This window comes from Gordonia sp. McavH-238-E, from assembly GCF_022348225.1.
In the GTDB taxonomy this organism is placed as follows: Bacteria; Actinomycetota; Actinomycetes; order Mycobacteriales; family Mycobacteriaceae; genus Gordonia; species Gordonia terrae.
This window is the reverse complement of sequence record NZ_JAKRFE010000002.1, coordinates 296549-321520: the sequence shown is the minus strand read 5'-3', so window position 1 is coordinate 321520 and position 24972 is coordinate 296549. Positions and strand designations below refer to the sequence as shown.

Here is a 24972-nt window from a genome sequence, read left to right as displayed (position 1 = left end):
CGGATGGCGGTACGCGGGCGCGGGCAGGTCACCGCGCGCGGGCACGCCGGCGGGCGTAACAAGGAAGGTGGGTACGGCGATGGCATTCACAGAGGCTGGCCCTGCATCCCGGTTTCATGAGACCCCCTCGCGTGAAATAGCATGGAGATTCTGTGTCGGCGTCCGATGTGGAGGGTCTGAACGATTACCAACGGCAGTGTCGTGAGGTCTAATCGACTGCAGGACTAGCGAGGGAGTGTTCAGAGGACGTGGCAATCGCCGATTACCGTGCTGATACGCCGGGTGACGTGGACGAGACCGTTCAGGTCCTTCCGCTCACCGCGGCGCAACGCGGCATGTGGTTCGCCGAGTCGCTGTCGTCGGAGTACTCGGTCAACATCGCTCAGTACGTGGACATCCGCCACGCGCCGGGCGGACTCGACGTCGAACTGTTCGCCCAGTGCTGTGTCGACGTGGGCAAGCTCGTCGAGTCGCCGTTCGTCCGTCTGACCGAGATCGACGGCATCCCGATGCAGTACGTCGATGTCGACTTCGATCAGACCGTCGACATCCTGGACTTCCGGTCCGAGCCGGACCCGGTTGCGGCCGCGACGGCGTGGATGCAGGCCGAGTACCGGCAACCCGTCGATCTCCTCAACGACCAGTTCATCATCGTCTCGATCCTGCTGATCTCCGACGAGCGCACGTTCTGGTACAACCGTGCCCACCACATCATCATCGACGGCTATGCCGCGTTGTCGATCATGCGTCGGACCGTCGACCGCTACAACGCGCTCCGGCGGGGCGAGGAACCGCGCGACAAGGCGCCGGCCACGATGGCCGGGATCGTCGAGTACGAAGAGGCCTACCAGGGCAGCACCCGGCGCGAGACCGACCGTGCGCACTGGCTCGAGCGCGTCGCGGATCTGCCGGAGCGGGTGACGCTGTCGAAGGCCGGCAGCACCGGGTCGCTCTCCTTCGACAACGTCGTCTCGAGTGCCGCGCTCGATCCGGAACGGCAGCGTCGGTACGAGACCCTCGCCGGCGGGCTGAACAGTTCCCTGGCCGTTCTGATGACGTCCGCATTCGGTGCATTTCTCGCGCGGATGAGCAACCACGACGACATCGTCCTGAGTCTTCCGGTCACCGGTCGGGCCACCGCCAAGATCAAGATCTCCGGTGGCATGGTGTCCAACATCCTGCCGATCCGGTTGCGCGAGGTGGCGTCGAAGTCGGTCCGCGAGCTGATCCAGACCGCCCAGCTCGAGCTGACCGGCGCACTGCGTCACCAGCGGTACCGGTCCGATGACATCCGGCGTGACGCCGGTCTCGACCAGAGTTCGGTCTCGTTCGGACCCACCATCAACATGGTGTTCTTCGACGAGCAGGTCGCCATCGACGGCACCGACATGGAGTACCGGATCCTGACCTCGGGCATCCTCGAAGATCTCCTGATCAACCTGTACCAGTCGAGTCCCGGCGCCCCGCTCGTCGTGGACCTGCACGGCAACCCGCACCTGTACTCACCGGCCGAACTCGATGCGCTGCACGGTCGGTTCCTGACATTCCTCGACCGGTTCCTGTCCGACGCCGCTCTCGACCTCCCCGTCGCCGAGGTCGGCCTGCTCGTGGACGACGATCACCGGTTGCTCGAGGCCCTTCCGCAGCCTCGTCCGCGGACGAGCACGTCGACCCTCGTCGAGTTGTTCGACGAGGTCGCGACCGCCCATCGTCACCGGGGAGCCGTCTCCGATGCCGACGGCGTGACGCTGAGTTACGCCGAACTCGCGAGCCGTTCGGACGCGGTGGCGCGGTCGCTGAGCGCGCGGGGGATCGGTGCGGGCGATCTCGTGGGCGTCGCAACGGCGCGCGACACGAGTCTCGTGGTCGTCATGCTGGCCGTGCTGAAGGCGGGTGCGGGGTATCTCCCGTTGGACACCGGCAACCCGGAGGAGCGGCTGCGTCACATCGTCGACGACGCCGCGCCGGCATGCCTGGTCGTCTCCGACGGCGATCGGCCCACGTGGGCGGGGGAGTGTGCGGTCGTCGAGACCGGGCAGCTCCTCGCCGAGGCGCAGACGCCGGAGGTCGCGGCGGCCCCGGTGCCGCGCGGGCCGGCGACGCCCGAGGCGACGGCCTACGTCATCTACACGTCCGGCTCGACCGGGACGCCCAAGGGCGTCGAGATCGTGCACCGCAATGTGGCCACGCTGCTCGAGGCGGCCGGGGCCGACTTCGACTTCACGCCCGAGGACGTGTGGTCGGTCTTCCACTCCTACGCCTTCGACTTCTCGGTGTGGGAGATCTTCGGTCCGCTGCTCACCGGCGGACGTGCGGTGATCGTGGACCGCATGGTCGCCCGCGCGCCCGCCGAGTTCCTGCAACTGCTCGCCGACGAGCAGATCACGGTGGCGTCCCTCACGCCGTCGGCGTTCAGCATCGTCGCCGATGTCCGACGCCGCACCGGGACGTCGTTGGCGTTGCGCTACATCGTCTTCGGCGGCGAGGAACTGCGCTTCGACGAGGTGCACAACTGGTACGAGTCGTTCGGCGACGAGATCGAACTCGTCAACATGTACGGCATCACCGAGACGACGGTCCACGTCACCTATCGTCCGCTCGATCCCGATCTCGTCCGCGGCGAGAGCGCCAGCCTCATCGGCCGCCCGCTGAACTCGTTGGGCCTGCGGGTCCTCGACAACCGCCTGCAGCCGGTCCCCGAGGGTGCCGTCGGTGAGATCTACGTCGTCGGTGAGCAACTCGCGCGGGGATACCGCAACCGCCGTGGGCTCACGGCCACCCGCTTCGTCGCCGATCTGAACGGCACCGGCGAGCGGATGTACCGCTCCGGCGACCTCGGCCGGCGTATCGGCACCGACGTCCAGTACCTGGGCCGCGCCGACACCCAGGTCCAGTTGCGGGGCTTCCGGGTCGAGCTCGGTGAGGTCGAGACGGCGTTGCGCGCGGTCGACGGGGTCGCCGCGTCGGCCGCGGTCGTGACCGATGCGGCATCGGCCGGCGGGGCGAAACTGATCGGCTATGCGGTCGTCGAAACCGACTGCGGGCTCGACGAATCCGCGATCCGCGAGCAGGTCCGCGCCCATGTGCCCGGCTACATGGTGCCCGACGTCGTCATGCTCATCGACGAGCTACCCCTCACCGCGAACGGCAAGCTGAACCGGCAGGCGCTACCCGCTCCGGTGTTCGCACGCGACGAGCGGGTCGCCTACGTCGCGCCGTCGACCCCGCGTGAGCGCGAAGTGGTCGCCATCGTCGAAGAGCTGCTCGATATCGAGCCGATCGGGTTGCAGGACAACATCTTCGCGCTCGGGGCGGATTCGCTGACCGCGGCTCGGCTGGCGTCGCGCCTGCGCACCGTCGCCGGCCTGGACATCAAGCTGGCCAATGTCTTCGAGAGTCAGAGCCTCGGGGACATCATCGGAGTCGCGACACCGGTGGCCGATGACGCCGCCACGCGGCGGCCGGAACTCGTGCCGCAGCCGCGACCGGATAGGATTCCGCTCGCGTTCAGTCAGCGTCGTCTCTGGTTCATCAACCGGCTGGATCCGACGTCGGCGGCCTACAACATCCCGGGGGCGGTGCGGCTCGGCGCCGACGTCGATGCCGCCGCACTGGCCGCCGCGATCGACGACGTCATCGCGCGGCACGAGCCGTTGCGGACGACGTTCCCGGACGAGGACGGTGAGACCTACCAGTTCATCCACTCGGCCGAGGCCGCCGCCGCGGCCCGGCTGTTCGACGTGGTCGACGTGGCACCGGTGGACACCGAACGCAGGCTCGCCGACTTCGCTGTGACCGGCTTCGACCTGAACTATGAATATCCGGTCCGCGCACGACTTTTCCGCGCCGTGGCGCCCGACGGGACGCTTGACCACGTCCTGATCGTCGTCATGCACCACATCGTCGGCGACGGTGCCTCCCTCGGTCCGCTGATCACCGACGTCCTGACGGCATACGGTGCGCGCCTCGCCCGCCGGGAGCCGGCCTGGCGCCCGCTGCCGGTGCAGTACGCCGACTACGCGCTGTGGCAGCGCGAGGTCCTGGGGGACGCCACCGACGAGACCTCGCTGATGTCGGCGCAGGTCGACTTCTGGCGCACCGAGCTTTCCGGGATGCCCGAGCTGATCTCGTTGCCGACCGATCGGGCGCGGCCCATCCGCCCGTCCGGCGCGGGCGGGTACGTCGACACGCTTCTCGACGCCGAGACGGTCGCCCGGCTGCACGCGGTGGCCGCCCAGCACGGGGTGACCGTGTTCGCGATCTTCCACGCCGCACTCGCCGTGGTGCTGTCGCGCCTCAGCGGCAGCGACGACGTGGCGATCGGCACCGCGATCGCCGGCCGGGACGAGCCCGAGCTGACCGAGCTGATCGGCATGTTCGTCAACACCCTCGTGCTGCGCACCCGGGTGCACCCCGACACCGACCTGACGAAGCTGCTCAACGAGGCCAATCACACTCGCGCGCAGGCCCTCAGCAATGCCGACGTGCCGTTCGAGCAGGTCGTCGACGCGGTGGGTGCCCGCCGCTCCACGGCGCATTCCCCGCTGTTCCAGGTGGAACTGGTGATGCAGCACGACCAGGTCGAGCGGCTCTTCGAGGACGAGGCGGGCATCAGCCTCATCGACGCGCGCGCCCCGTTCGCCAAGTACGACCTGTCGCTCAGCGTCGTCGAGTACTCCGACACCGGCGACCACGCGGGCCAGATCTCGGTGGCCTTCGGATACGCGCGGGATCTCTTCGACGAACCCACCGTGGAACGCTTCGCCGGATACCTCCACGACGTACTCGCCGCGATCGCCGGGTCGCTCGAGGCCGACGACGCCGGCCGCTCGTTGCGCGTCGACGACCTCTTCGCGTTTCCCGAGACCGAGGTGGACACGGTCCGGGCGTGGTCACGCGGCGCCCCGCGCGAGCTGACCGCGCCCGATCTGGCGTCCGCGCTGCTCGCCGGGTACCGGCAGGACCCCGACGCGGTCGCACTGGTCTTCGCCGACCGTGACCTCACCTATGCCGAATTCGCTTCGCGGGCATCGGCTCTCGCGCGCCGGCTGGTCGACGACGGCGTCGGCCCGGATGTCGCGGTGGCCGTGTGCATCCCGCGTTCGGTGGAGCTGCTGGTCGCGGTGCACGCGATCGTGCTCGCCGGCGGTCAGTACGTGCCGCTGGACACCGAGGCGCCGGTCGACCGTGCCGACTACATGCTCGAGACCGCCGGTACCCGGCGCGTCCTGGTCGGGCCGGGAACCCGCCCCGCCGTCGTGGACGATCTCGCCGACCGCGTGACCGTCACCGTGGTCGACGCCTCGGCCGAAGCGGACGCGCAGGTCGAGGTGTTCGCGCCGGGCGAGCGACGCGTGCCCCTCGGCCCGGAGAACGCCGCGTACACGATCTTCACGTCCGGCTCCACCGGGCGGCCCAAGGGTGTCGTCGTGGCACATCGCGCGATCGTCAACCGCCTCGACTGGATGCAGGAGCACTACACGCTCACCCAGCGCGACGTGGTGCTGCAGAAGACGCCGGTGACGTTCGACGTGTCGGTGTGGGAGCTGTTCTGGCCCTTCATCTCCGGCTCCCGGCTGGTGGTCGCGGTGCCCGGCGGGCACGGCGACCCGTCCTACCTCGTCGACATCATCCAGGGCGAGGACGTCACGACGCTGCACTTCGTGCCGTCGATGCTGTCCACCTTCCTCGACGTCGTCGGCGCCGACCGGCTCGCCGAACTGAGTTCGCTGCGTCAGGTGTTCACCTCGGGCGAGGCCCTGACCGCCTCGACCGCGGGCGGCCTGCGCACCGCGTTGCCCGCCGTCGGGCTGCACAACCTGTACGGGCCGACCGAGGCTGCCGTCGATGTCACCGAACACAACGTCCGCGGTTCGGAAACGGTCGTGCCGATCGGGCGGCCGGTGCCGAACACGACCATCCACATCCTCGATCACCGGTTGCGGCCCCTTCCGGTCGGTGTGCCCGGCGAGATCTACCTCGGCGGCGTCCAGCTGGCCCGCGGGTACGTCTCCCAGGGCCGGCTGAGCGCGGAACGCTTCGTCGCCGACCCGTACGGTCCGGCCGGATCGCGTCTGTACCGCACCGGCGACCTCGGCAAGTGGAGTCCGGTCGGGGAGATCGAGTACTTGGGCCGCAACGACTTCCAGGTGAAGTTGCGCGGTCAGCGCCTGGAGCTCGGGGAGATCGAGTCGGCGCTGATGTCGGTGCCGGGGATCGTGCACACGGCGGTGACGGTCGCCGACCTCGCGTCGGGGCAGAGCCTCGTGGCCTACTACTCGCCGGACTCCGTCACCCCGGCCGACGCCCAGTCGCACCTGAACGGGACCGTCCCGGAATTCATGGTGCCGACGATCTGGATGCCGCTGGCGACCATGCCGCTGAACTCGGCGGGCAAGGTCGATCGCAAGGCGCTGCCCGCGCCGGTGATCGAGACCGCCGAATTCGTGCCGGCGAGCACCGAGACCGAGCGGGTGATCGCCCGGGTCTTCGCCGATGTCCTGGGCGTGGACCGGATCAGTGTTGCCGAATCGTTCTTCGACCTCGGCGGCAACTCGCTGAGCGCGACCAAGGTCGCCGCCCGGTTGTCCGCCGACCTGGAGGTCGACATCCCGGTCGCCGCGGTCTTCGACGCCCCGTCGGTGCGGGCGATGGCGACCTTCGCCAGCGACCACGGAACCCCGTCGCGCCGTCCGCGTCTGGCGGCGCGCACGCACGGCGACCGCGCACCGCTGTCGGCCGTGCAGCGCGGGATGTGGCTGATCAACCGCGCCGACCCGGCATCGCCCGCCTACAACGTGGCGATGGCGCTGCGGCTGTCGGGGCAGCTGGACACCGACGCGATCGGCGGCGCGATCGAAGACCTCATCGAGCGTCACGAGTCGATGCGGACGCGTTACCCGCTCGTCGACGGCGAGCCGATGCAGGTCGTGCTCGACCGGGACGCCGCGCTGGACCTGCTCGAGCGCAGCGTCGTCGATGTCGACGGCGATCCGGTACCGGTGATCGCCGAGTTCACCGGCCGCGGCTTCGACGTCACCGTCGCACCGCCGTTGCGGATGACGTTGCTGCGACTCACCGACACCGAACACATCCTGGTCTTCGTCGTTCATCACATCACCGCCGACGGCGCCTCGATGCTGCCGCTCGCCACCGACGTGATGACGGCGTACTCGGCGCGCGTGTCCGGCCGGCGGCCGGAGTGGGCGCCGCTCGCGGTGCAGTACCTGGACTACACGCTGTGGCAGCAGGAGTCCCTCGCGGTCACCGGACCCGACGGGACGACCGAGGCGGACCGTCAGCTCGCCTATTGGGCCGACCGGCTCCGCAACGCACCGGCCCGGCTCGAGCTGCCAACCGATCGGCCGCGTCCGCGGACCCCGTCCTTCATCGGCGACGAGGTGCGGTTCGACATCGACGGCGGCCTGGTACGCAAACTCGAGGCGGTCGCGCGCCAGCACAACGCGACGCTGTTCATGGTGATGCAGACCGCACTGGTGGTGTTGCTGAGCCGGCTGACCACCCAGCGCGACATCGTGATCGGCACGCCGTTCGCCGGGCGGGGTCAGCCCGAACTCGACGGCGTGGTCGGGATGTTCGTCAACACGCTGGCCCTGCGCTCGCGGCTGCAGGACGAGGAGAAGTTCGCCGAGCTCCTGCAGCGTGTCCGCGACGAGGATCTGGCCGACATGGCGAACGCCGAAATCGCGTTCGATACGATCGTGTCATCTGTTCTTTCCTCTCCGCCCACCAGTTACAACCCGATCTATCAGGTGATGTTCGCCTACCAGAACTTCACCATCCCCTCGCTCGACATGGACTCGATGACGATTTCCCCGGTATCCGAGCAGTTGACCCCAGCCAAGGTGGATCTCCAGCTCACGTTGTTCCCGGACGATTTCGGTGCACCGGCAGCAAAGGACGCTGATTCAATGACGGGCCAGTTGATCTACGCCGCCGACATCTTCACCAAGAGCACGGTCGAGACCTATGCGCAGCGCTATCTGCGCGTCCTCGAGGAGGTGTCGGAGAACCCGCAGGTGCTGGTGGGCGACATCGACATCGCGACCGCCGCCGAGCAGGTGGCGGCCGATGAGATCGCCGGCGCCGAACTCGCGGTCGCGCTCCCCGATCTGGTCGCCCGGGCCACGGCCGCCGCGCCCGACGCCGTCGCGGCCGCACACCAGGGGGCAGAGGTAACGTTCGCGGTGCTGTCGTCGATCAGTGATGCGATGGCTGCCGCACTCCCGGATCCGGACTCGGCCCTCACCACCGCGCTGATGAGCCTGTTGCCGGGCCTCGCGGTGTCGGGGCCCGACGCGCTCGGTGACGTGCTGGGCGATCTCCGCACCAAAGCCCTGCGAACACTGGACGGGGCCGTGTCCGGAGGCGGGTCCCGCGGGAACGAAGCAGTGCAGTCGACCAAAGGAATGACTCAGACGTGACCGATGTCGATTCAACGGCCTCCAACATCTCTCTCACCTGGGGCTCGCGGCCTTCGACACTGCACCTGATCGCCTTCTCGGCCGGCGTTGCACCTTCCGAGACCGCCTACGAGGCGGTGTCCGGCCCGGTCACCTTCGGTGAGCTGTACGCGCGCGTGTCGGCGACGGCCGGCGTCTTCATCGCCCAGGGCCTCGACACCGAGGCCGCGGTGGGCGCCGGGGTCACCCAGACCGAGGCGGCCCCCGGTCGTGCGCCCGCCGAGATCGCCGACGCCACCCGGCGCGCGATCGCGCTCATCCGCGAGCGTGCACTGGAACTCATCGGCAGCACCGACCTCGGTTCGTTGCCCGGACTCTTCCGCTCGGCCGTCGCTCGCCATGCCGACCGTCCGGCGGTCGGCGACGCGACCGGGGCAGTGCTGTCCTATCGCGAACTCGACGAGCAGTCCGACGCGCTGGCCGGCGGACTCCGCGCGGCCGGTGCCGGCCCGGGCCGCCTGGTCGGCGTGGCGCTCCCGCGCCGGACCGAGCTGATCGTGGCCCTGCTGGCCGTCCTCAAGACCGGGGCGGCGTATCTGCCGCTCGACCGCTCCCAACCGGTCGCCCGCGCGCAGTCGATCATCGACGACGCCGCGCCGCTGCTGGTGCTCACCGACGCGGAGCTCGCCGCGACGTGGGATGTCATCGATGTGCGGTTTGTCGCGCCCGGGGATCTGCCGGCCGGGGCCCCTCAGGGAGCACCGGGGGCAGCGGCGACCGAGGCTTTCGACGACCGGCTGCCGGCCTACCTGATCTACACATCCGGTTCGACGGGCAAGCCGAAGGGTGTCGTCGTCTCGCACCGCGAGGTCGTCGCGCTGATGAAGGCCGCGGCCGAGGAATTCGCGTTCGGGCCGGAGGACGTGTGGACGCTGTTCCATTCGTACGCCTTCGACTTCTCGGTCTGGGAGATCTGGGGACCCCTCGTGACCGGCGGGCGCGTCGTCGTCGTCGATCAGGACACGACGCGGGACCCGGAAGCCTTCGTCGACCTCCTCGAGACCGAGCGGGTCACGGTGCTGAGTCAGACGCCGTCGGCGTTCTACCAGCTCATCGCCGCACAGCGGGCCAAGCGGGCCGCACTCGCGTTGCGCTACATCGTATTCGGTGGCGAGGCGCTGAGTTTCGAGCAGGTCCGGCGCTGGTTCGACGACAACCCGGCCGACCCGGCGCAGCTGGTCAACATGTACGGCATCACCGAGACCACGGTGCATGTCAGCTACCGCGCCCTGGACCGCGCCGCGGTGTCGGCGGGGGACGCGTCGTTCATCGGACGACCGCTGTCGTCGCTGGACATCCACATCCTCGACTCGCGGCTGCGGCCGGTGCCCGAGGGTGTCATCGGCGAGATGTACGTCACCGGAACGCAACTCGCGCAGGGATACCTCCGGCGGGCCGGTCTCAGTGCCACGCGCTTCGTCGCGAATCCGTTCGCGCCCAACGATTCCGGTGACCGCATGTACCGGACCGGCGATCTGGCGCGCCGCGTCGGCGACGACATCGAGTACCTCGGTCGTGGCGACGCCCAGGTCCAGCTCCGCGGCTTCCGCATCGAATACGGGGAGATCGAGGCCGCGCTGGTGGGCCTCGACGGGATCTCGGCCGGTGCGGCCAACGTCGTGGATCTGCCCGATCGTGGCGAGATCCTGGCCGCCTACGTGGTTCCGGAGCCGGGCGTCGAGGTCGACGAACAACTCGTCCGCCGTCGTGTCGCGACCGCGGTGCCGGAGTACATGGTCCCCGACGTCGTGATGGCGGTCGAGCGGCTGCCGCTGACCCAGAACGGCAAACTCGATCGCAGCGCACTGCCGCGTCCGGTGCTGGCATCGACGACCGAGTTCGTCGCGCCCGAGAACGACACCGAGACAGCCCTGCGGGACATCTTCGCGGAGGTGCTCGGTCTCGAGGACATCAGCGTCGTGGAGTCGGTCTTCGACGTCGGCGGCAACTCGCTGCTGGCCGCCCGCATCGTCGGCCGCGCCGCGGAGACGCTCGGCGTGGACCTCACCGTCCGGGACCTCTTCGATGCCCCGACGGTTCGCGACCTCGCGCTGGCCGCCGCCTCGAAACGACCGGGGCTGCCGCCGATCGAACCCGTCGCCGCGCGTCCGGACCGCGTCCCGCTGTCGCTCGCGCAGCAGCGGATGTGGTTCATCAACCGCTTCGATCCGTCCTCGCCGGCCTACAACATCCCGATGGTGCTGAAGCTGTCCGGCAGCGTCGACGCCGCTGCTCTGCGTGAGGCGTTGCTCGACGTCATGACGCGTCACGAGGTCCTGCGCACCACCTACCCCGAGTTCGATGGCGAGGCCTACCAGCTCGTCCACGAGCCGGCCGCGGCAGCCGCGATGCTCGACTGGCGCGACGTGCCGGAATCGATGCTGCCCGAGGTGATGCTCGGCGGATTCGACCTGGTTGCCGAACTCCCTGTGCGCGTGGGCTTCTCCCGTCTCTCGGACTCCGAGGCGGTCCTCGGGATGGTCGTGCACCACATCTCGTGCGATGGCGAGTCCCTCGCGCCGCTGGTGACCGATCTGATCACCGCGTACACCGCGCGGGTAGCCGGGAACGCACCCGAGTTCCGGCCGTTGCCGGTCCAGATGGCCGACGTCGCCCTGTGGCAGCGGCGCGTGTTCGGTGCCGCGACCGACGACTCCTCGCTCATCGGGGCGCAGCTGCAGTACTGGGCGCGGCAACTCGACGGCGCGCCCGACGTCGTGGAGTTGCCCACCGATCGACCGCGGCCCGCGGTCGCCTCGCAGCGCGGAGCACGCGTCGAGTTCGCTGTGCCGCAGCATGTCTCCGAGCGTGTCGCGCGGCTGGCCCGCGATCGCGGACTCACCCCGTTCATGGTGGCGCATGGGGCCCTCGCGGTGCTGCTGTCGCGCCTGTCGGCGACCGAGGACATCACCGTCGGCACGCCGATCGCCGGGCGCGGGCAGTCGATCCTCGACCCGATGGTCGGCATGTTCGTCAACACCCTGGTCCTCCGCACCGGCGTCGACCTGTCGGCCGGTTTCGACCGGTTGCTCGACGACGTCCGTCGCACCGATCTCGAGGCTTTTGCCAACGCGGACATCCCGTTCGAGGCGGTCGTCGAACGGGTGAACCCGATGCGCACCGAGGCCTACGCCCCGCTGGCGCAGGTGTGGCTCGCCTTCGACCAGTCGGCCATCGCCGATCTGGCATCCCAGACGCTGACGATCGGGGAGGGCGGCGGTCTGGCCGTCACACCGGTCGAACCGCATGACCTGTCCGCTCGGGTCGACCTGACCGTCGGGATCGCCGACAACGGGGACAACTGGCAGGGATCGGTGCTCTACGCCACCGACCTGTACGACGCAGAGACGGTACGTCTTTTTGCCGACCGGTTCGTCCGACTCCTCGACACCCTGACGGCAGACCCGGCGGCGCCCGTCGGCGATGCCGATCTGATGACCGCGGCCGAACACGCGGTACTCGACCGGTGGGGCGGCGCCGCCGCGCTGCCCGAGCCAGCCGTGACGGTCGCCGATGCGCTGGCAGAGTCGTTCGCGCGCAACGCATCCCGGGCGGCGATTCGCGCCGACGGTCGCACCCTGGACTACGCCGAGTACGGAGCACTGGTCCATGCGTTCGCGCAGACCCTCCTGCGGCGGGGAGTCGGGCCGGACGTGCCCGTCGCGGTCGGCGTGCCGCGATCGGTCGAGATGCTGGTCGCGATCCACGGGATCGTGCTCGCCGGTGGAACGTACGTGCCGCTCGATCCGGAGGCGCCGGCGGATGTCGTCCGCCGACAACTCGCGCTGTCCGGTGCGTCGACGGTCGTCGTCGCCGGCGCGGTCCCGGGCTGGGCTGAGTCGATTGCCCCCGGCGGAGCCGGGTCGGGCACCCTGATCACGGTCGATCTCGACGCGCTCGCCACCGCGGAGCCCGCGCCCGTGACCGACGCGGACCGGTCGGCGTCGTTGCGCGGCGGGCACCCGGTGTACACGCTCTTCACATCCGGCTCGACCGGACAGCCCAAGGGCGTGACGATCACGCATCGCGGTCTGCACGACATGCTGTCCTGGTTCGGGGCCTACACCGGCGATGCGGCGGACGAACGGGTGCTGGTGAAGACGCCGTACACCTTCGACGCGTCGGTCTGGGAGCTGTTCTGGCCCTTCGTCGCCGGCGCGACCGCCGTGGTCGCTGCACCCGACGGGCACCGGGACCCGGCCCACCTGGCCCGGGTCATCGCCGACGAGCGGGTCACCTCCGTGCAGTTCGTCCCGTCGCTGCTCGCAGTGTTCCTCGACGAGGCCTTCGATCCCGCCACCGGTCTGTCCTCGGTGCGCCAGATCTTCACCGGCGGTGAGGCACTCACACCCGCGGTGACCCAGCAGACGCTCGCGGCAGCTCCGCACGCGGTGATCGTGAACCAGTACGGCCCCACCGAGATGACCGTCGACGCCACGATCGCCGCCCTGACCGAGCCCGTGGACGTGGTGCCCGTCGGTCGCCCCGCACCCGGACTCACCGCCCGAATCCTCGATCGTCGCCTGCGCCCCGTCGCACCGGGTGTGCCGGGAGAGCTGTATCTCGGTGGCGCACAGATGGCCCGGGGTTATGCGGCCGCACCCGCCCTGACCGCCCAGTCGTTCGTCGCGGACCCCGCCGGGCCCGCCGGCGCGCGGCTGTACCGGACCGGCGACCTCGCCCGCTGGCGCGCCGACGGCGACATCGAATACCTCGGCCGCACCGACTTCCAGGTCAAGATCCACGGCCAGCGCATCGAACTCGGCGAGACCGAGGCCGTGCTGGCCGCGGCGCCGGGCGTGGTCTCAGCGGCCGCGGCGGTTTCCACGACCCCCGCGGGCGACGCGCTCGTGGCCTACCTCACCGGCCATCCGGGCGACACCGTGGACGTCGACGCGGTCCGTGCCTTCGCCGCCGAGAGACTGCTCGCGCACCTGCGTCCCACGCTGTGGGTCGTCCTGGACGAGATGCCGCGCAACGCCTCCGGCAAGGTCGATCGCCGGGCGCTGCCCGCGCCCGCCGTGACCGAGTCCGAGGTCGTCGAACCCGCGACCCCCGCCGAACGCATCCTCGCGGGAGTCGTCGCGGAGGTACTCGGCGTCGAGCGGGTCTCGGTGGTCGACTCCTTCTTCGACCTCGGCGGCAACTCGCTGGCCGCGATGCGGGTGGCGGCTCGTGCCGGTGCAGCACTCGGCGTCGAGGTCAGCGTCCGCGACCTGTTCGATGCACCCAGCGTGCGCGAACTGGCCCGGCGTGTCGCCGATCGCGTGCCCGGCCTCCCCCCGGTGACGGCGGTCTTCCCACGGCCGGATCAGATCCCGCTGTCCTATGCGCAGCAACGGATCTGGTTCATCAACCAGTTCGACACCACGTCGGCCGCCTACAACATCCCGATCGCCCTGCGGTTGCGGGGCAAGCTCGATCTCGCGGCGCTGCGTGCCGCGATGGTCGACGTCGTCGAGCGTCAGGAAGTGCTCCGGACGGTGTTCCCGTCGATCGACGGTGGACCGCGACAGGTCATCGGGGACGCGGCCGGGGTTGCGGCCGAACTCGATTGGGACGTCGTCGACGACGAGTCCGAGCTCTTCGCGGCCGCCGCCGGTGGTTTCGACGTCACGGTGCAGCGACCGATCCGGATTCGGGTCCATCGCGTCGACGATCTCGAACACATCGTCCTCATCGTGATCCACCACATCGCCGGCGACGGCGAGTCGATGCGTCCGCTGGTCACCGACGTCGTCACGGCGTATGTCGCACGCTCACAGGGACGATCGCCGGAGTTCGCGGCACTCGAGGTGCAGTTCGCCGACGTCGCGCTCTGGCAGCGTCGTGAACTCGGGTCGATCGACGATCCGGACTCGCGGGTGTCGGCTCAGGTCGATTACTGGCGCTCCGCGCTGGCCGGACTGCCCGAGGTGCTCGAACTGCCCGCCGACCGGCCGCGCCCCACGGTCGCGTCGATGGCCGGTGCCGAGGTCGGGTTCGAGATCGACTCGGCAACAGCAGATCTCGTCCGCGGACTCGCTGCCGAACGTGGCGTGACCGAGTTCATGATCATCCACGCCGCGCTCGCGGTGCTGCTGTCGCGGCTGTCGGCGACCGACGACATCGCGATCGGCACCCCGATCGCCGGCCGCGGCGATGCCGCCCTGGATCCGCTGGTCGGCATGTTCGTCAACACGCTCGTCCTGCGGACCGTCGTCGACCCGGCGCAGCGGTTCGCCGACCTGCTCGACGCGGTGCGGGGCACCGATCTCGACGCCTTCGCGCACGCCGACGCGCCGTTCGAGGCAGTCGTCGATGCACTGGCGCCGTCGCGATCCGAGGCGTTCGCGCCGCTCACCCAGATCCTGCTGACCGTCGACCCCACCCCCGCGGATCCGTCCACGCTCGTCGCCGACATCGACGACCTGGCGGTGGAAGTGGTGGAGACCGAGGAGAACTCGGCCAAGGTGGACCTGACGGTCGGACTGCGCGGCGGACGCGGCGGGTCCTGGATCGGTCGCGTCAACTACGCCACCGACCTGTTCGACGAGGCGACGGTCGCACAGATGATGGATCGGTTCGCCCGGCTGCTGCACGAGCTGGTCACCGATTCGACCGTGCCGGTCGGGGATGCCGACCTGCTCGACGCCACCGAGCGTGACATGCTCACCCCGGTCGGCCGCCGGCCCGCGACGCCGGCCGTGCCGCTGGCAGAGCTGTTCGCCGGCGCGGTCGAGAACGCCGGGACCGACCGCATCGCGGTCGTCGACCCCGAACGCACGCTCACCTATGGTGAACTCGACTCCGCGTCGAACCGGCTGGCCCGCCACCTGCTTGCTCAGGGCATCGACCGCGAAACGCTGGTGGCCCTCGTCATCCCGCGTTCGGTCGACCTCATGGTCGCCATCTGGGCGGTCGCCAAGACCGGCGCCGGATACGTCCCGATCGACCCCGACTACCCGGCCGACCGCGTCGCCCACATGATGTCCGACTCCGGTGCGACCATCGGGCTCACACTGACCGGCGTCGCCGACGTCGCCGCTTTCGGCGGGCAGTGGGTGCACCTGGATTCGTCGGAATCGGCCGAAGCGGTCGCGGGGCTCAGCGATGCGCCCGTCACCGACTCCGATCGCCCCGCGCCCGTCCGAACCGGCGACACCGCCTACGTGATCTACACCTCCGGCTCGACGGGTCTGCCGAAGGGGGTCGAGGTCACCGCGGGTGGTCTGCGCAATTTCGGTGTCGAGGCGGTCAGGAGGTCCGGGATCACCCGCGACTCGCGCGTCCTGGGCTTCGCATCGCCGAGCTTCGACGCCTTCGTCCTCGAGTATCTGCTGACCTTCACCGCGGGCGCAGCGGTCGTCTACCGCGATCGTGACGCGGTTGCCGGGGCGCCGCTCGCGGACTTCATGCGCGCACACCGGGTCACCCATACGTTCCTGACCCCGACGGTGCTGGCATCCCTCGATCCCGCCGAGCTCCCGCACCTGGAGTCCGTCTGGGCGGGTGGCGAGGCCGTGCCGGAGTCGTTGCGCGACCGCTGGAGTCGATTCGTCGCCTTCCGCAATGTCTACGGTCCGACCGAGACCACCATCGTGATCACCGTCGCCCCGCCGACCGAACCGGGGGAACGACTCCACATCGGCCCTCCGATCGACGGCGTCGACCTGCTGGTGCTCGACGGCCGGCTGCGTCCGGTTCCGGTCGGGGTGGCGGGCGAGCTGTACGTCAGCGGTCCCGCCCTGGCGCGTGGTTACCTCGACCGCCGTGGGCTGACCGCCGAACGGTTCGTCGCCAACCCCTTCGGTGAGCCGGGAGACCGGATCTATCGCACCGGCGACGTCGTCCGGTGGTCGCGAGACCGCGACGGGTCCCTGTCGGTGGACTACGTCGGCCGCAGTGACGACCAGATCAAGCTCCGCGGTCTGCGCATCGAACTCGGCGAGATCGAGAGCGCGCTCGGCGATCACCCCGCCGTGGCGTCCGCGGTCGTCACCGGGGTCGATTCCGACGGTGCGCTCGCCGCGAGCGGACAGTCGGTGGTCTCGGCACTCGCCGCCTACGTGGTGCTGCGTGCGGACGTCGACATCGCCGCTCTCCGCGAGCATCTCGCCGATCGGCTGCCGCTGTTCATGGTGCCCGCGAGCATCGTCGCGCTCGACGCGTTGCCGCTCACCCCGGTGGGCAAACTCGACCGGCGGGCACTGCCCGCACCGACGATCGAGATCGAATCCGATCACGTCGCGGCGGAGACGCCGGTCGAACAGCAGCTCGCCTCGATCATCGGCGGTCTGCTCGGACTCGAGCGGGTCAGCGTCGGCGACTCCTTCTTCGCGCTCGGTGGCGACTCCATCATGTCCATCCAGGTGGCGTCGGCCGCCCGTGCCGCCGGGATCGACGTGTCGCCCCGGGACATCTTCGAGCACAAGACCGTTCGTGCGATCGCCCGAGCGGTCGGCGCCCGGGGCGAGCGGGTGCCCGCGCTGGCGGAGCTGCCCGGCGGTGGGATCGGCCCGATGGCCGTGCCGCCGGTGGTCTCGTGGATTCTCGACCACACCGACGAGGTCACCGACTTCGGCGACTTCTCCCAGTCGATGGTGCTCGGCGCTCCGGCCGGACTCACCGTGGAGATCGCGCAGGAACTCCTCGCGCAGGTCGTCGCCGTGCATCCGATGCTCGCCGCAGCCGTCGAGTCCGGACCGGACGGCGAATGGCACATGCGCACCGGCGTCGTCCCGCTGGATTCCGGTGCGGTCACCGCCCTCGCGAGTCCGGCACGGACCGGCGAGCCGGGTTTCGCCGACACCGTCGTCGCGGCCTTCGAAGACGCCTCGCGTCGTCTCGACCCGACCGCCGGGCGGCTCGTCGCGGCCGTGCTGGTCACCGATCCCGACGACGACGCGCGTCTCGTGGTCGTCATCCACCACCTCGGCGTCGATGCCGTCTCGTGGCGGGTGATCATCGAGGACCTGCTGACCGCCTGGGCGCAGCACCAAGGGGGGCAGGCGTATTCGCTGCGACCGGAGACGACCTCGGCCCGCGCCTTCACCGCGGCCCTCGACGCACGGCGCGCCGAGCGGGCCGGCGAACTGCGCTACTGGCTCGAACGCTCACCCGAACACGTCACCGACCTCGGCGCGCGGCTCGACCGGGAACGCGATCGGATGTCCACCACCGACACCGTCGTGCACAGGGTCGCCTCGCCGGTCACCGAGGCGCTGCTCACGACGGTGCCGACGGCGTTCCGCGGCAACGTCAACGACGCCCTCGTCGCGGCGCTCGCGCGCGCCGTCCGGACCTGGCAGCAGGACCGGGGGATCGTCGACGACCGGCCGGTGACCCTCCTGCTCGAGGGCCACGGGCGGTATGAGGAAGCCCTCCTGCACGGGCCCGATCCGCGGGCCGTGGACCTGTCCCGGACCGTCGGGTGGTTCACCACGATCGCGCCGATGGCCATCGATGTGCGCGGCGACTCCGTCCACACGGTCAAGGTCGCCAAGGAAGAGCGGGCCGGTGCGCCCGACAACGGGATCGGCTATGGCCTGCTCCGCTACGGCGGTACCGAGTTGTCCCGACGGCCGATGCCGAGCATCGGATTCAACTACCTCGGCAACGTCACCGGAACCGGGGCGGCCGGCGAGAACACCACCGCCGGTGAGGCGGGGATGCCGTTCCTGCCCGACCCCGCGGCGCCGCGCCTGCCCGGCACCGTGACCGGTGCGATGGTCGCGCCGAACCTGTTGAGCATCAACGCCGGAACCGCCGTCGGCGACGCCGGTCGCGAGTTCGTCGCGGAGTTCACCTTCCCCCGCGGCGCACTCTCCGCAGCGGACGTCGACGACCTCGCGCGGCGATGGGACGCCGAACTGGCGACGATCGTCGAGGAGGTCGCCCGCATCGGCGACCCGGGGCTCTCCCCGTCGGACGTCCTCGGGGCACGCGTCACCCAGGACGATCTCGATCATCTCGCCCGGAGGTATCCGGGCGCGGACGTGTGGCCGCTGTCGCCGTTGCAGCGCGGCCTGCAGTTCCAGGCCGAACTCGCCGCCGCGGGCCGTGCGGCCGGCGCGGTCGACGTCTACACCGCGCAGGCGGTGGTGACCCTGAAGGGGCAGGTCGACGCCGACCGACTCGCCGACGCCGTGCGCGAGGTCTTCGCCCGCCATCGCGTGCTGCGCTCGAGTTTCGTCCGGGTGCCCAGCGGCGAGGTCGTCGCGGTGGTCCCCGAGACGGTCGACATCCCCTGGCGGACAGTCGATCTCGATGCCGTGTCGGCTGCCGGACCGGACGGTGACCGCGGGGTCGCCGACGTCGCGCAGGTCGAGCGCGCGACGCCGTTCGATCTGGAGTCCGGCCCGCTCATGCGGTTCGTCCTCGTCCGCAGTGGCGCGCGTTCGACGCTGGTCGTCACCAGCCACCACATCCTGATCGACGGCTGGTCGAGCCCGCTCATCATGGCGGATCTGTTCGCGCTGTACGCGACCGGTCAGACCTACACCGGCACCGTCGCCGCCGAGTCCGGCGCGCGGGGAGACTATCTCGACTACCTGCGCTACATCGCCGCGTCCGACACCGAGGCGGGGCTGGCGGCGTGGCGTTCGGTGCTGTCCGCCGTCGACGAACCGACGCTGGTCGGCTCCGGCCGCGAGGCGACCTCCGATCAGCTGCCGCGCGACCACAGCGTGTTGCTGCCGCCCGAGATCACCTCCGCCGTCGACGACCTCACGCGCGCACGAGGAGTCACCGTCTCGACGGTGATGCAGTTCGCCTGGGCGGTTCTGTTGTCGCGCATCACCGGTCAGCGGACCGTCGTCTTCGGCGAGACCGTCTCCGGTCGTCCGGCCGATCTGGACGGCGTCGAGACGATGGTCGGCCTCTTCATCAACACGCTGCCCGCCGTCGCCGACGTCGATCCGAACGCCCGCGCCGCCGACGTTCTCGACGCGCTGCAGGCCTCGAAGGTCGCGGTCCTCGACCACCAGCACCTCGGACTGCCCGAACTGACCGCTCTCGTCGGTCGCGGGCAGCTCTTCGACACCCTTGCCGTGCACGAGTCGTATCCGGTCGACGCCCAGTCGCTGAAGCAGGGCGCCGATGCCGGTGGCATCGGGATCGAGGATCTCGATGCGACGGACTCGACCCATTACCCGCTGAACCTGGTGACCGGCGTGGTCGGCGACCGGATCGAGCTGAAGCTGAAGTACCTGCCCGCGGCCTTCGACGACCGGCAGGTGCAGGTGTATTCGGATGCGCTGATCCGCATCCTGACCGGTGTCGTCGCGGATCCGACCGTCGAGATCGGGGCGATCTCCCTGCGCGACGACGCGGAGTACCGACGCGCGATCACGCCGCCGGTCGCCCGCACGGCGAACACGGACTCGTCGCTGGTGGAGCTGTTCGGCCGCTCGGTGCTCGCGCACGCAGGGCGCCCGGCCGTCACCGACACCGCGACGACGGTGGACTACCGCGAACTCGGCGAGCGCTCCGCAGCGGTCGCCGCCGCGTTGCAGGCGCGCGGTGTCTCCGCCGGCGATCTCGTCGCCGTGGCGACCTCCCGCGGCGTCGATCTCGTTTCCTCGATCCTGGGTGTGTTGCGTTCCGGCGCCGGCTATCTGCCGCTGGACACCACCAATCCGATCGACCGTCTGCGTTTCATCGTCTCCGATGCCGCGCCGAGCGCGGTGATCATCGATGACACGACCGCGGACGTCGAGCTGTGGTCGGAGCTGGGGTCGACGCCGGTGGTGCCGGTCGCGCAGCTGGTGGCCGACGGTGCCGGTGCGGATGCACGACCGGTCGCGATCCACCCCGACTCGCGCGCCTACGTGATCTACACGTCGGGGTCCACCGGCCGACCCAAGGGCGTGGAGGTCACCCACCGCGACGTGGTCACCCTGATGGACACGGCCGCAGATGATTTCGATGTCGACGAGACCGACGTCTGGACCATGTTCCACTCGTACGCGTTCGACTTCTCGGTCTGGGAGCTGTGGGGGCCGCTGCTGACCGGTGGCCGTCTCGTGCTGGTGGACCGGGACCTGGCGCGTGCACCGGAGGAATTCCTCGACCTGCTGGCGCGCGAACGCGTCACCGTGCTGAGCCAGACACCGTCGGCGTTCTATCAGCTCGCCGAGACCCGCCGGCGCCGTGAGGCCGCACTGTCGTTGCGCTACATCGTGTTCGGCGGCGAGGCGCTCAGTTTCGAGCAGGTCCGCCGCTGGTTCGACGACCACCCGGGCGAGTCCACGTCGCTGGTCAACATGTACGGCATCACCGAGACGACCGTGCACGTCAGCTTCCGGCCGCTCGACCCGCAGTCGGTGACGGCCGACGACGCGAGCTTCATCGGCCGCCCGTTGAGCTCGTTGGCCATCCACGTGCTCGACGACCGTCTTCGCCCGGTGCCCGAGGGCATCGTCGGCGAGATGTACGTCACCGGTGGGCAACTCGCGCAGGGCTACCTCAAGCGTGCCGGGCTGTCGTCGACGCGTTTCGTGGCGTCGCCCTACGGCGGGCCCGGAGCCCGGATGTACCGCACGGGCGATCTGGCCCGCCGGGTGGGCGATGACATCGAGTACCTCGGCCGCGGGGACGCACAGGTCCAGTTGCGCGGCTACCGGATCGAGTTCGGTGAGATCGAGGCGGCGCTCCTGGCGGTGCCGGGTGTGAGTGCGGCGGCGGCACGTGTCGTCGACATCCCCGGCCGCGGTGAGCAACTCATCGGCTACCTCGTCCGCGCCGCGGAGAACGCGGTCGACACCGCCGAGGTCCGGCGCATCGCCGGGCGCGCGGTGCCGTCGTACATGATCCCCGACCAGATCGTCGATCTCGAGACCCTGCCGCTGACGGCGAACGGGAAGCTCGATCGCGGGGCCCTGCCCGTACCGGACTCGGCCACCGTCGTCGAGGATGTCGTCGCCCCTGCGGGCCCGCAGGAGACCGCGGTCGCGGAGGTCTTCGCCGAGGTGCTCGGTGTCGACGAGATCGGGGTCGCGACAAGCTTCTTCGACCTCGGCGGCAACTCGCTGTCGGCGACCCGCCTCGCCTCCCGCGTCGCCGACGCACTCGGTACCGAGGTGTCGGTGCGGGACGTGTTCGAGGCGCCGTCCGTCCGCGATCTCGTCGCGGCGGTGTCCGGGCGCGGCGCGAGCCTGCCGCCCGTGGTCGCGGTCTCGCCGCGGCCGGACCGGATCCCGCTGTCCTTCGCCCAACAACGCCTCTGGTTCATCAACCGGTTCGAACCCGCGTCGTCGACCTACAACATCCCGATCGGGCTGCGCCTGCGTGGTCCGGTCGATGCCGAGGCCCTGCACGCCGCGGTCGAGGACCTCGTCGTCCGCCAGGCCGTGCTGCGGACGACGTTCCCCGACGTCGAGGGGGTCCCGTATCAGCGGATCCACGGACGCGACGAGGTCGACCGCCTCGACTGGGCGATCGTGGACTCCGAGGAGCACCTCGAGACCGCGATCACCTCCGGCTTCGACGTCACCGCCGACTGGCCGATCCGTGCGCGGTTGTGGCCGGTCGCCGCCGACGAGTTCGTCTTCGTCGTGGTCGTGCACCACATCGCCGCCGACGGCGAATCGATGAAACCCATGCTCGCGGATCTGATCACCGCCTACGGTGCGCGCGTGTCGGGTCAGGAGCCCGAGTACGCCGAGCTCGAGGTCGAGTTCGCCGACTACGCACTGTGGCAGCACGACGTCTTCGGCTCGGCCGGCGACCCGGACTCGCTCATCGCGGCCCAGCTCGACCACTGGACGAGCCGGCTCGCCGGCACGCCGGACGTCCTCGAACTGCCCACTGACCGCCCGCGCCCGCCGGTGGCGTCGCAGCGCGGCGCCCGCTTCGACTTCGACATCCCGGCCCCGGTCGGCGATGCGATCGAACGGGTCGCATCCGAACGCGGGGTGACCCCGTTCATGGTCGTCCACGCGGCGCTCACCGTGCTGCTCGCACGTCTCTCGGCGACCGACGACATCGTCGTCGGCACCCCCATCGCGGGGCGCGGGAAGGCCGCACTCGACGCGCTCGTCGGCATGTTCGTGAACACCCTCGTGCTGCGCGTCCCGGTGACAGGCGAGGAGACCTTCGAGGCACTGCTGGACCGGGTGCGCACGATCGATCTGGATGCGTTCGCCAACGCCGACGTCCCCTTCGAGACCCTCGTGGAGGCCCTCAACCCGGTGCGGACGGAATCGTTCGCACCACTGGCGCAGGTCAATCTGACCTTCGACCAGTCCGCGTCGGCGGACTTCGCCATCGACGCCGAACAGAGCGGGTCGATCGGTGACCTGGATTTCGAGCCTCTCCCGCCGGCGGCTCCGGGCGCCAAGGTGGACCTGAACTTCGCCATCGACAGGGGAGACGACGGTCGGCGCTGGGCCGGTTCGGTCATCTACGCGACCGATCTCTTCGACGAGTCGACCATCGATGCACTGACGCAGCGACTCGTCGCCGTGCTGCAGTCCGTCCTGGCGGCACCGTCGCGACCGGTCGGCGATGTCGATCTCGTTCTGCCCGCCGAGGCGGTCCGCCTGCAGGACTTCGAGGCGGGGCCCCGAGCCGAGGTGGGTGCGCCGGACACCGTCGCCGACCTGGTGTCGGCCTGGGCGGCAGCCACCCCCGATGTGCCCGCGGTCATCTACGACGACCGGGTCGTCGACGCGGCGGAGTTCGCCGCGCGTGTGTCACTGCTCGCCCGCGAACTCATCGATGCGGGCGTCGGACCCGATGCTGCGGTCGGGGTCTGCCTCGACCGGTCGGTCGAGATCATGGTCGCGGTGCACGCGATCGTCGCGGCCGGCGGGCAGTACGTGCCCATCGACCCGGAGAGCCCCGTCGAGCGAAGCCGGTACATCCTGGAGACGGCTCGGGTCGCGACCGTCGTGACCGGACCCGGCGACACGCCGGAGGCGCTCGCCGAATTCGCGGGCCGCATCGTGCGTGCCGACAGTACGGTGCCACTGCCCGACGCACCGGTGCCGCCGGTGACAGGGGCCGAACGCCTCGGCGTCGTCCATCCGGACAATGCCGTGTACACGATCTTCACGTCCGGCTCCACCGGCCGACCCAAGGGCGTGACCGTCACCCACGGCGCCCTGCGGAACACCCTGGCCTGGTTCAGTGACTCGAACGGCGAAGGCGCACATCGCTTCCTGATGAAGACGCCCTATACCTTCGACGCGTCGGTGTGGGAGTTCTTCGGACCGGTGTTCAACCGGAGTGCGGTCGTCGTGGCCGAGCCCGGCGGGCACCGTGATCCCCGGTATCTCGCGGGACTCATCGAGCGTCACGGCGTGACGTCGGTCAAGTTCGTCCCCTCGATGCTGGCCGCCTTCCTGGACGGCGCGACCGGGGCGGGCATCGAGAAGCTCGCGACCCTGCGCCGCATCTTCTCCGGCGGCGAGGCCCTGCTGCCCGGGCTGGCCACCGGGCTGGCCACCGAACTGCCCGACGCGCTCCTGGTGAACCAGTACGGTCCCACCGAGGCCGTCGTCGACATCACCTACGGTGCGGTCACCGACCCGTCGGCGCAGAACATCCCGATCGGCACACCGGTCTGGAACTCGTCCGTGCATGTCCTCGACGCCCGCTTGCGGCCCGTGCCCGTCGGTGTCGCGGGAGAGCTGTATCTGGGCGGCGTCCAGCTTGCCCGCGGTTATGCCTCGCGCTCGGGACTGACCGCCGAGACCTTCGTGGCCGATCCGTTCGGACCGGCCGGTGCCCGGTTGTACCGCACCGGCGACCGGGGGCGGTGGAACGCCAACGGTGAACTGGAGTATCTGGGCCGCAACGACTTCCAGGTGAAGCTGCGTGGCCAGCGCATCGAACTCGGGGAGATCGAGTCGATCCTGGGTTCGGCGCCCGGCGTCGTGCACACCGCCGTCGTCGTCTCCGCCCCGGCGGGTGGAGGCGAACAACTGGTCGCCTACCTCGCCGGCGGCCCGGGCGTGACGCCCGACCTCGACACGGTCAAGGACCTCGCGCGTCGCGGCCTGCCGCAGTTCATGGTGCCCACGACCTGGATGGTCCTCGACCAGATGCCGCTGACGACGTCGGGAAAGGTCGATCGTCGCGCGCTGCCCACACCCGATGTCAGTCAGCGCGAGGTGGTTGCGCCCGCGAACGACATCGAAGCCGCAGTGGCCGAGGCGTTCTCGGGCCTGCTCGGGGTGGACGACATCGGTGTCACCGAGAGCTTCTTCGACATCGGCGGCACGTCTCTCTCGGCGATGCGCCTGGCCGCTCGTGTCTCCGACGTCCTCGGGGTCGAGGTGTCGGTCCGCGACATCTTCGACGCCCCGACGGTTCGGGAACTCGTGGCCGGGACCACCGAGCGCGACCGCGCGCTGCCGCCGGTCGTCGCGGTATCGCCACGCCCGCAACGTATCCCGTTGTCGTTCGCGCAGCAGCGGATGTGGTTCATCAACCAGTTCGACCCGACGCTGCCCACCTACAACATCCCGACCGTCGTGCGGCTGGCCGGAGATCTCGACGTACC

Annotated in this window: 2 protein-coding genes (1 of these 2 running past the window's edge); both read left to right on the top strand. The window is 70.1% G+C overall.

The genetic code is table 11. The annotated features are described in order from the left end of the window. Positions 1–248: 248 nt before the first annotated feature. The gene (locus MHN80_RS03540; protein ID WP_239399581.1) at positions 249–8444 is read left to right on the top strand and encodes an amino acid adenylation domain-containing protein; all 8196 of its coding nucleotides are present in this window, start codon (positions 249–251) and stop codon (positions 8442–8444) included. Further along, positions 8441–24972, top strand: partial view of a non-ribosomal peptide synthase/polyketide synthase gene (locus MHN80_RS03535; RefSeq protein WP_239399579.1) — the start only. The gene runs 23713 nt beyond the window's last position; 16532 of the gene's 40245 nt are visible here — the first part of the coding sequence; it begins with the start codon at positions 8441–8443; the stop codon falls past the right edge of the window. The genes MHN80_RS03540 and MHN80_RS03535 overlap by 4 nt, the downstream gene beginning before the upstream one ends.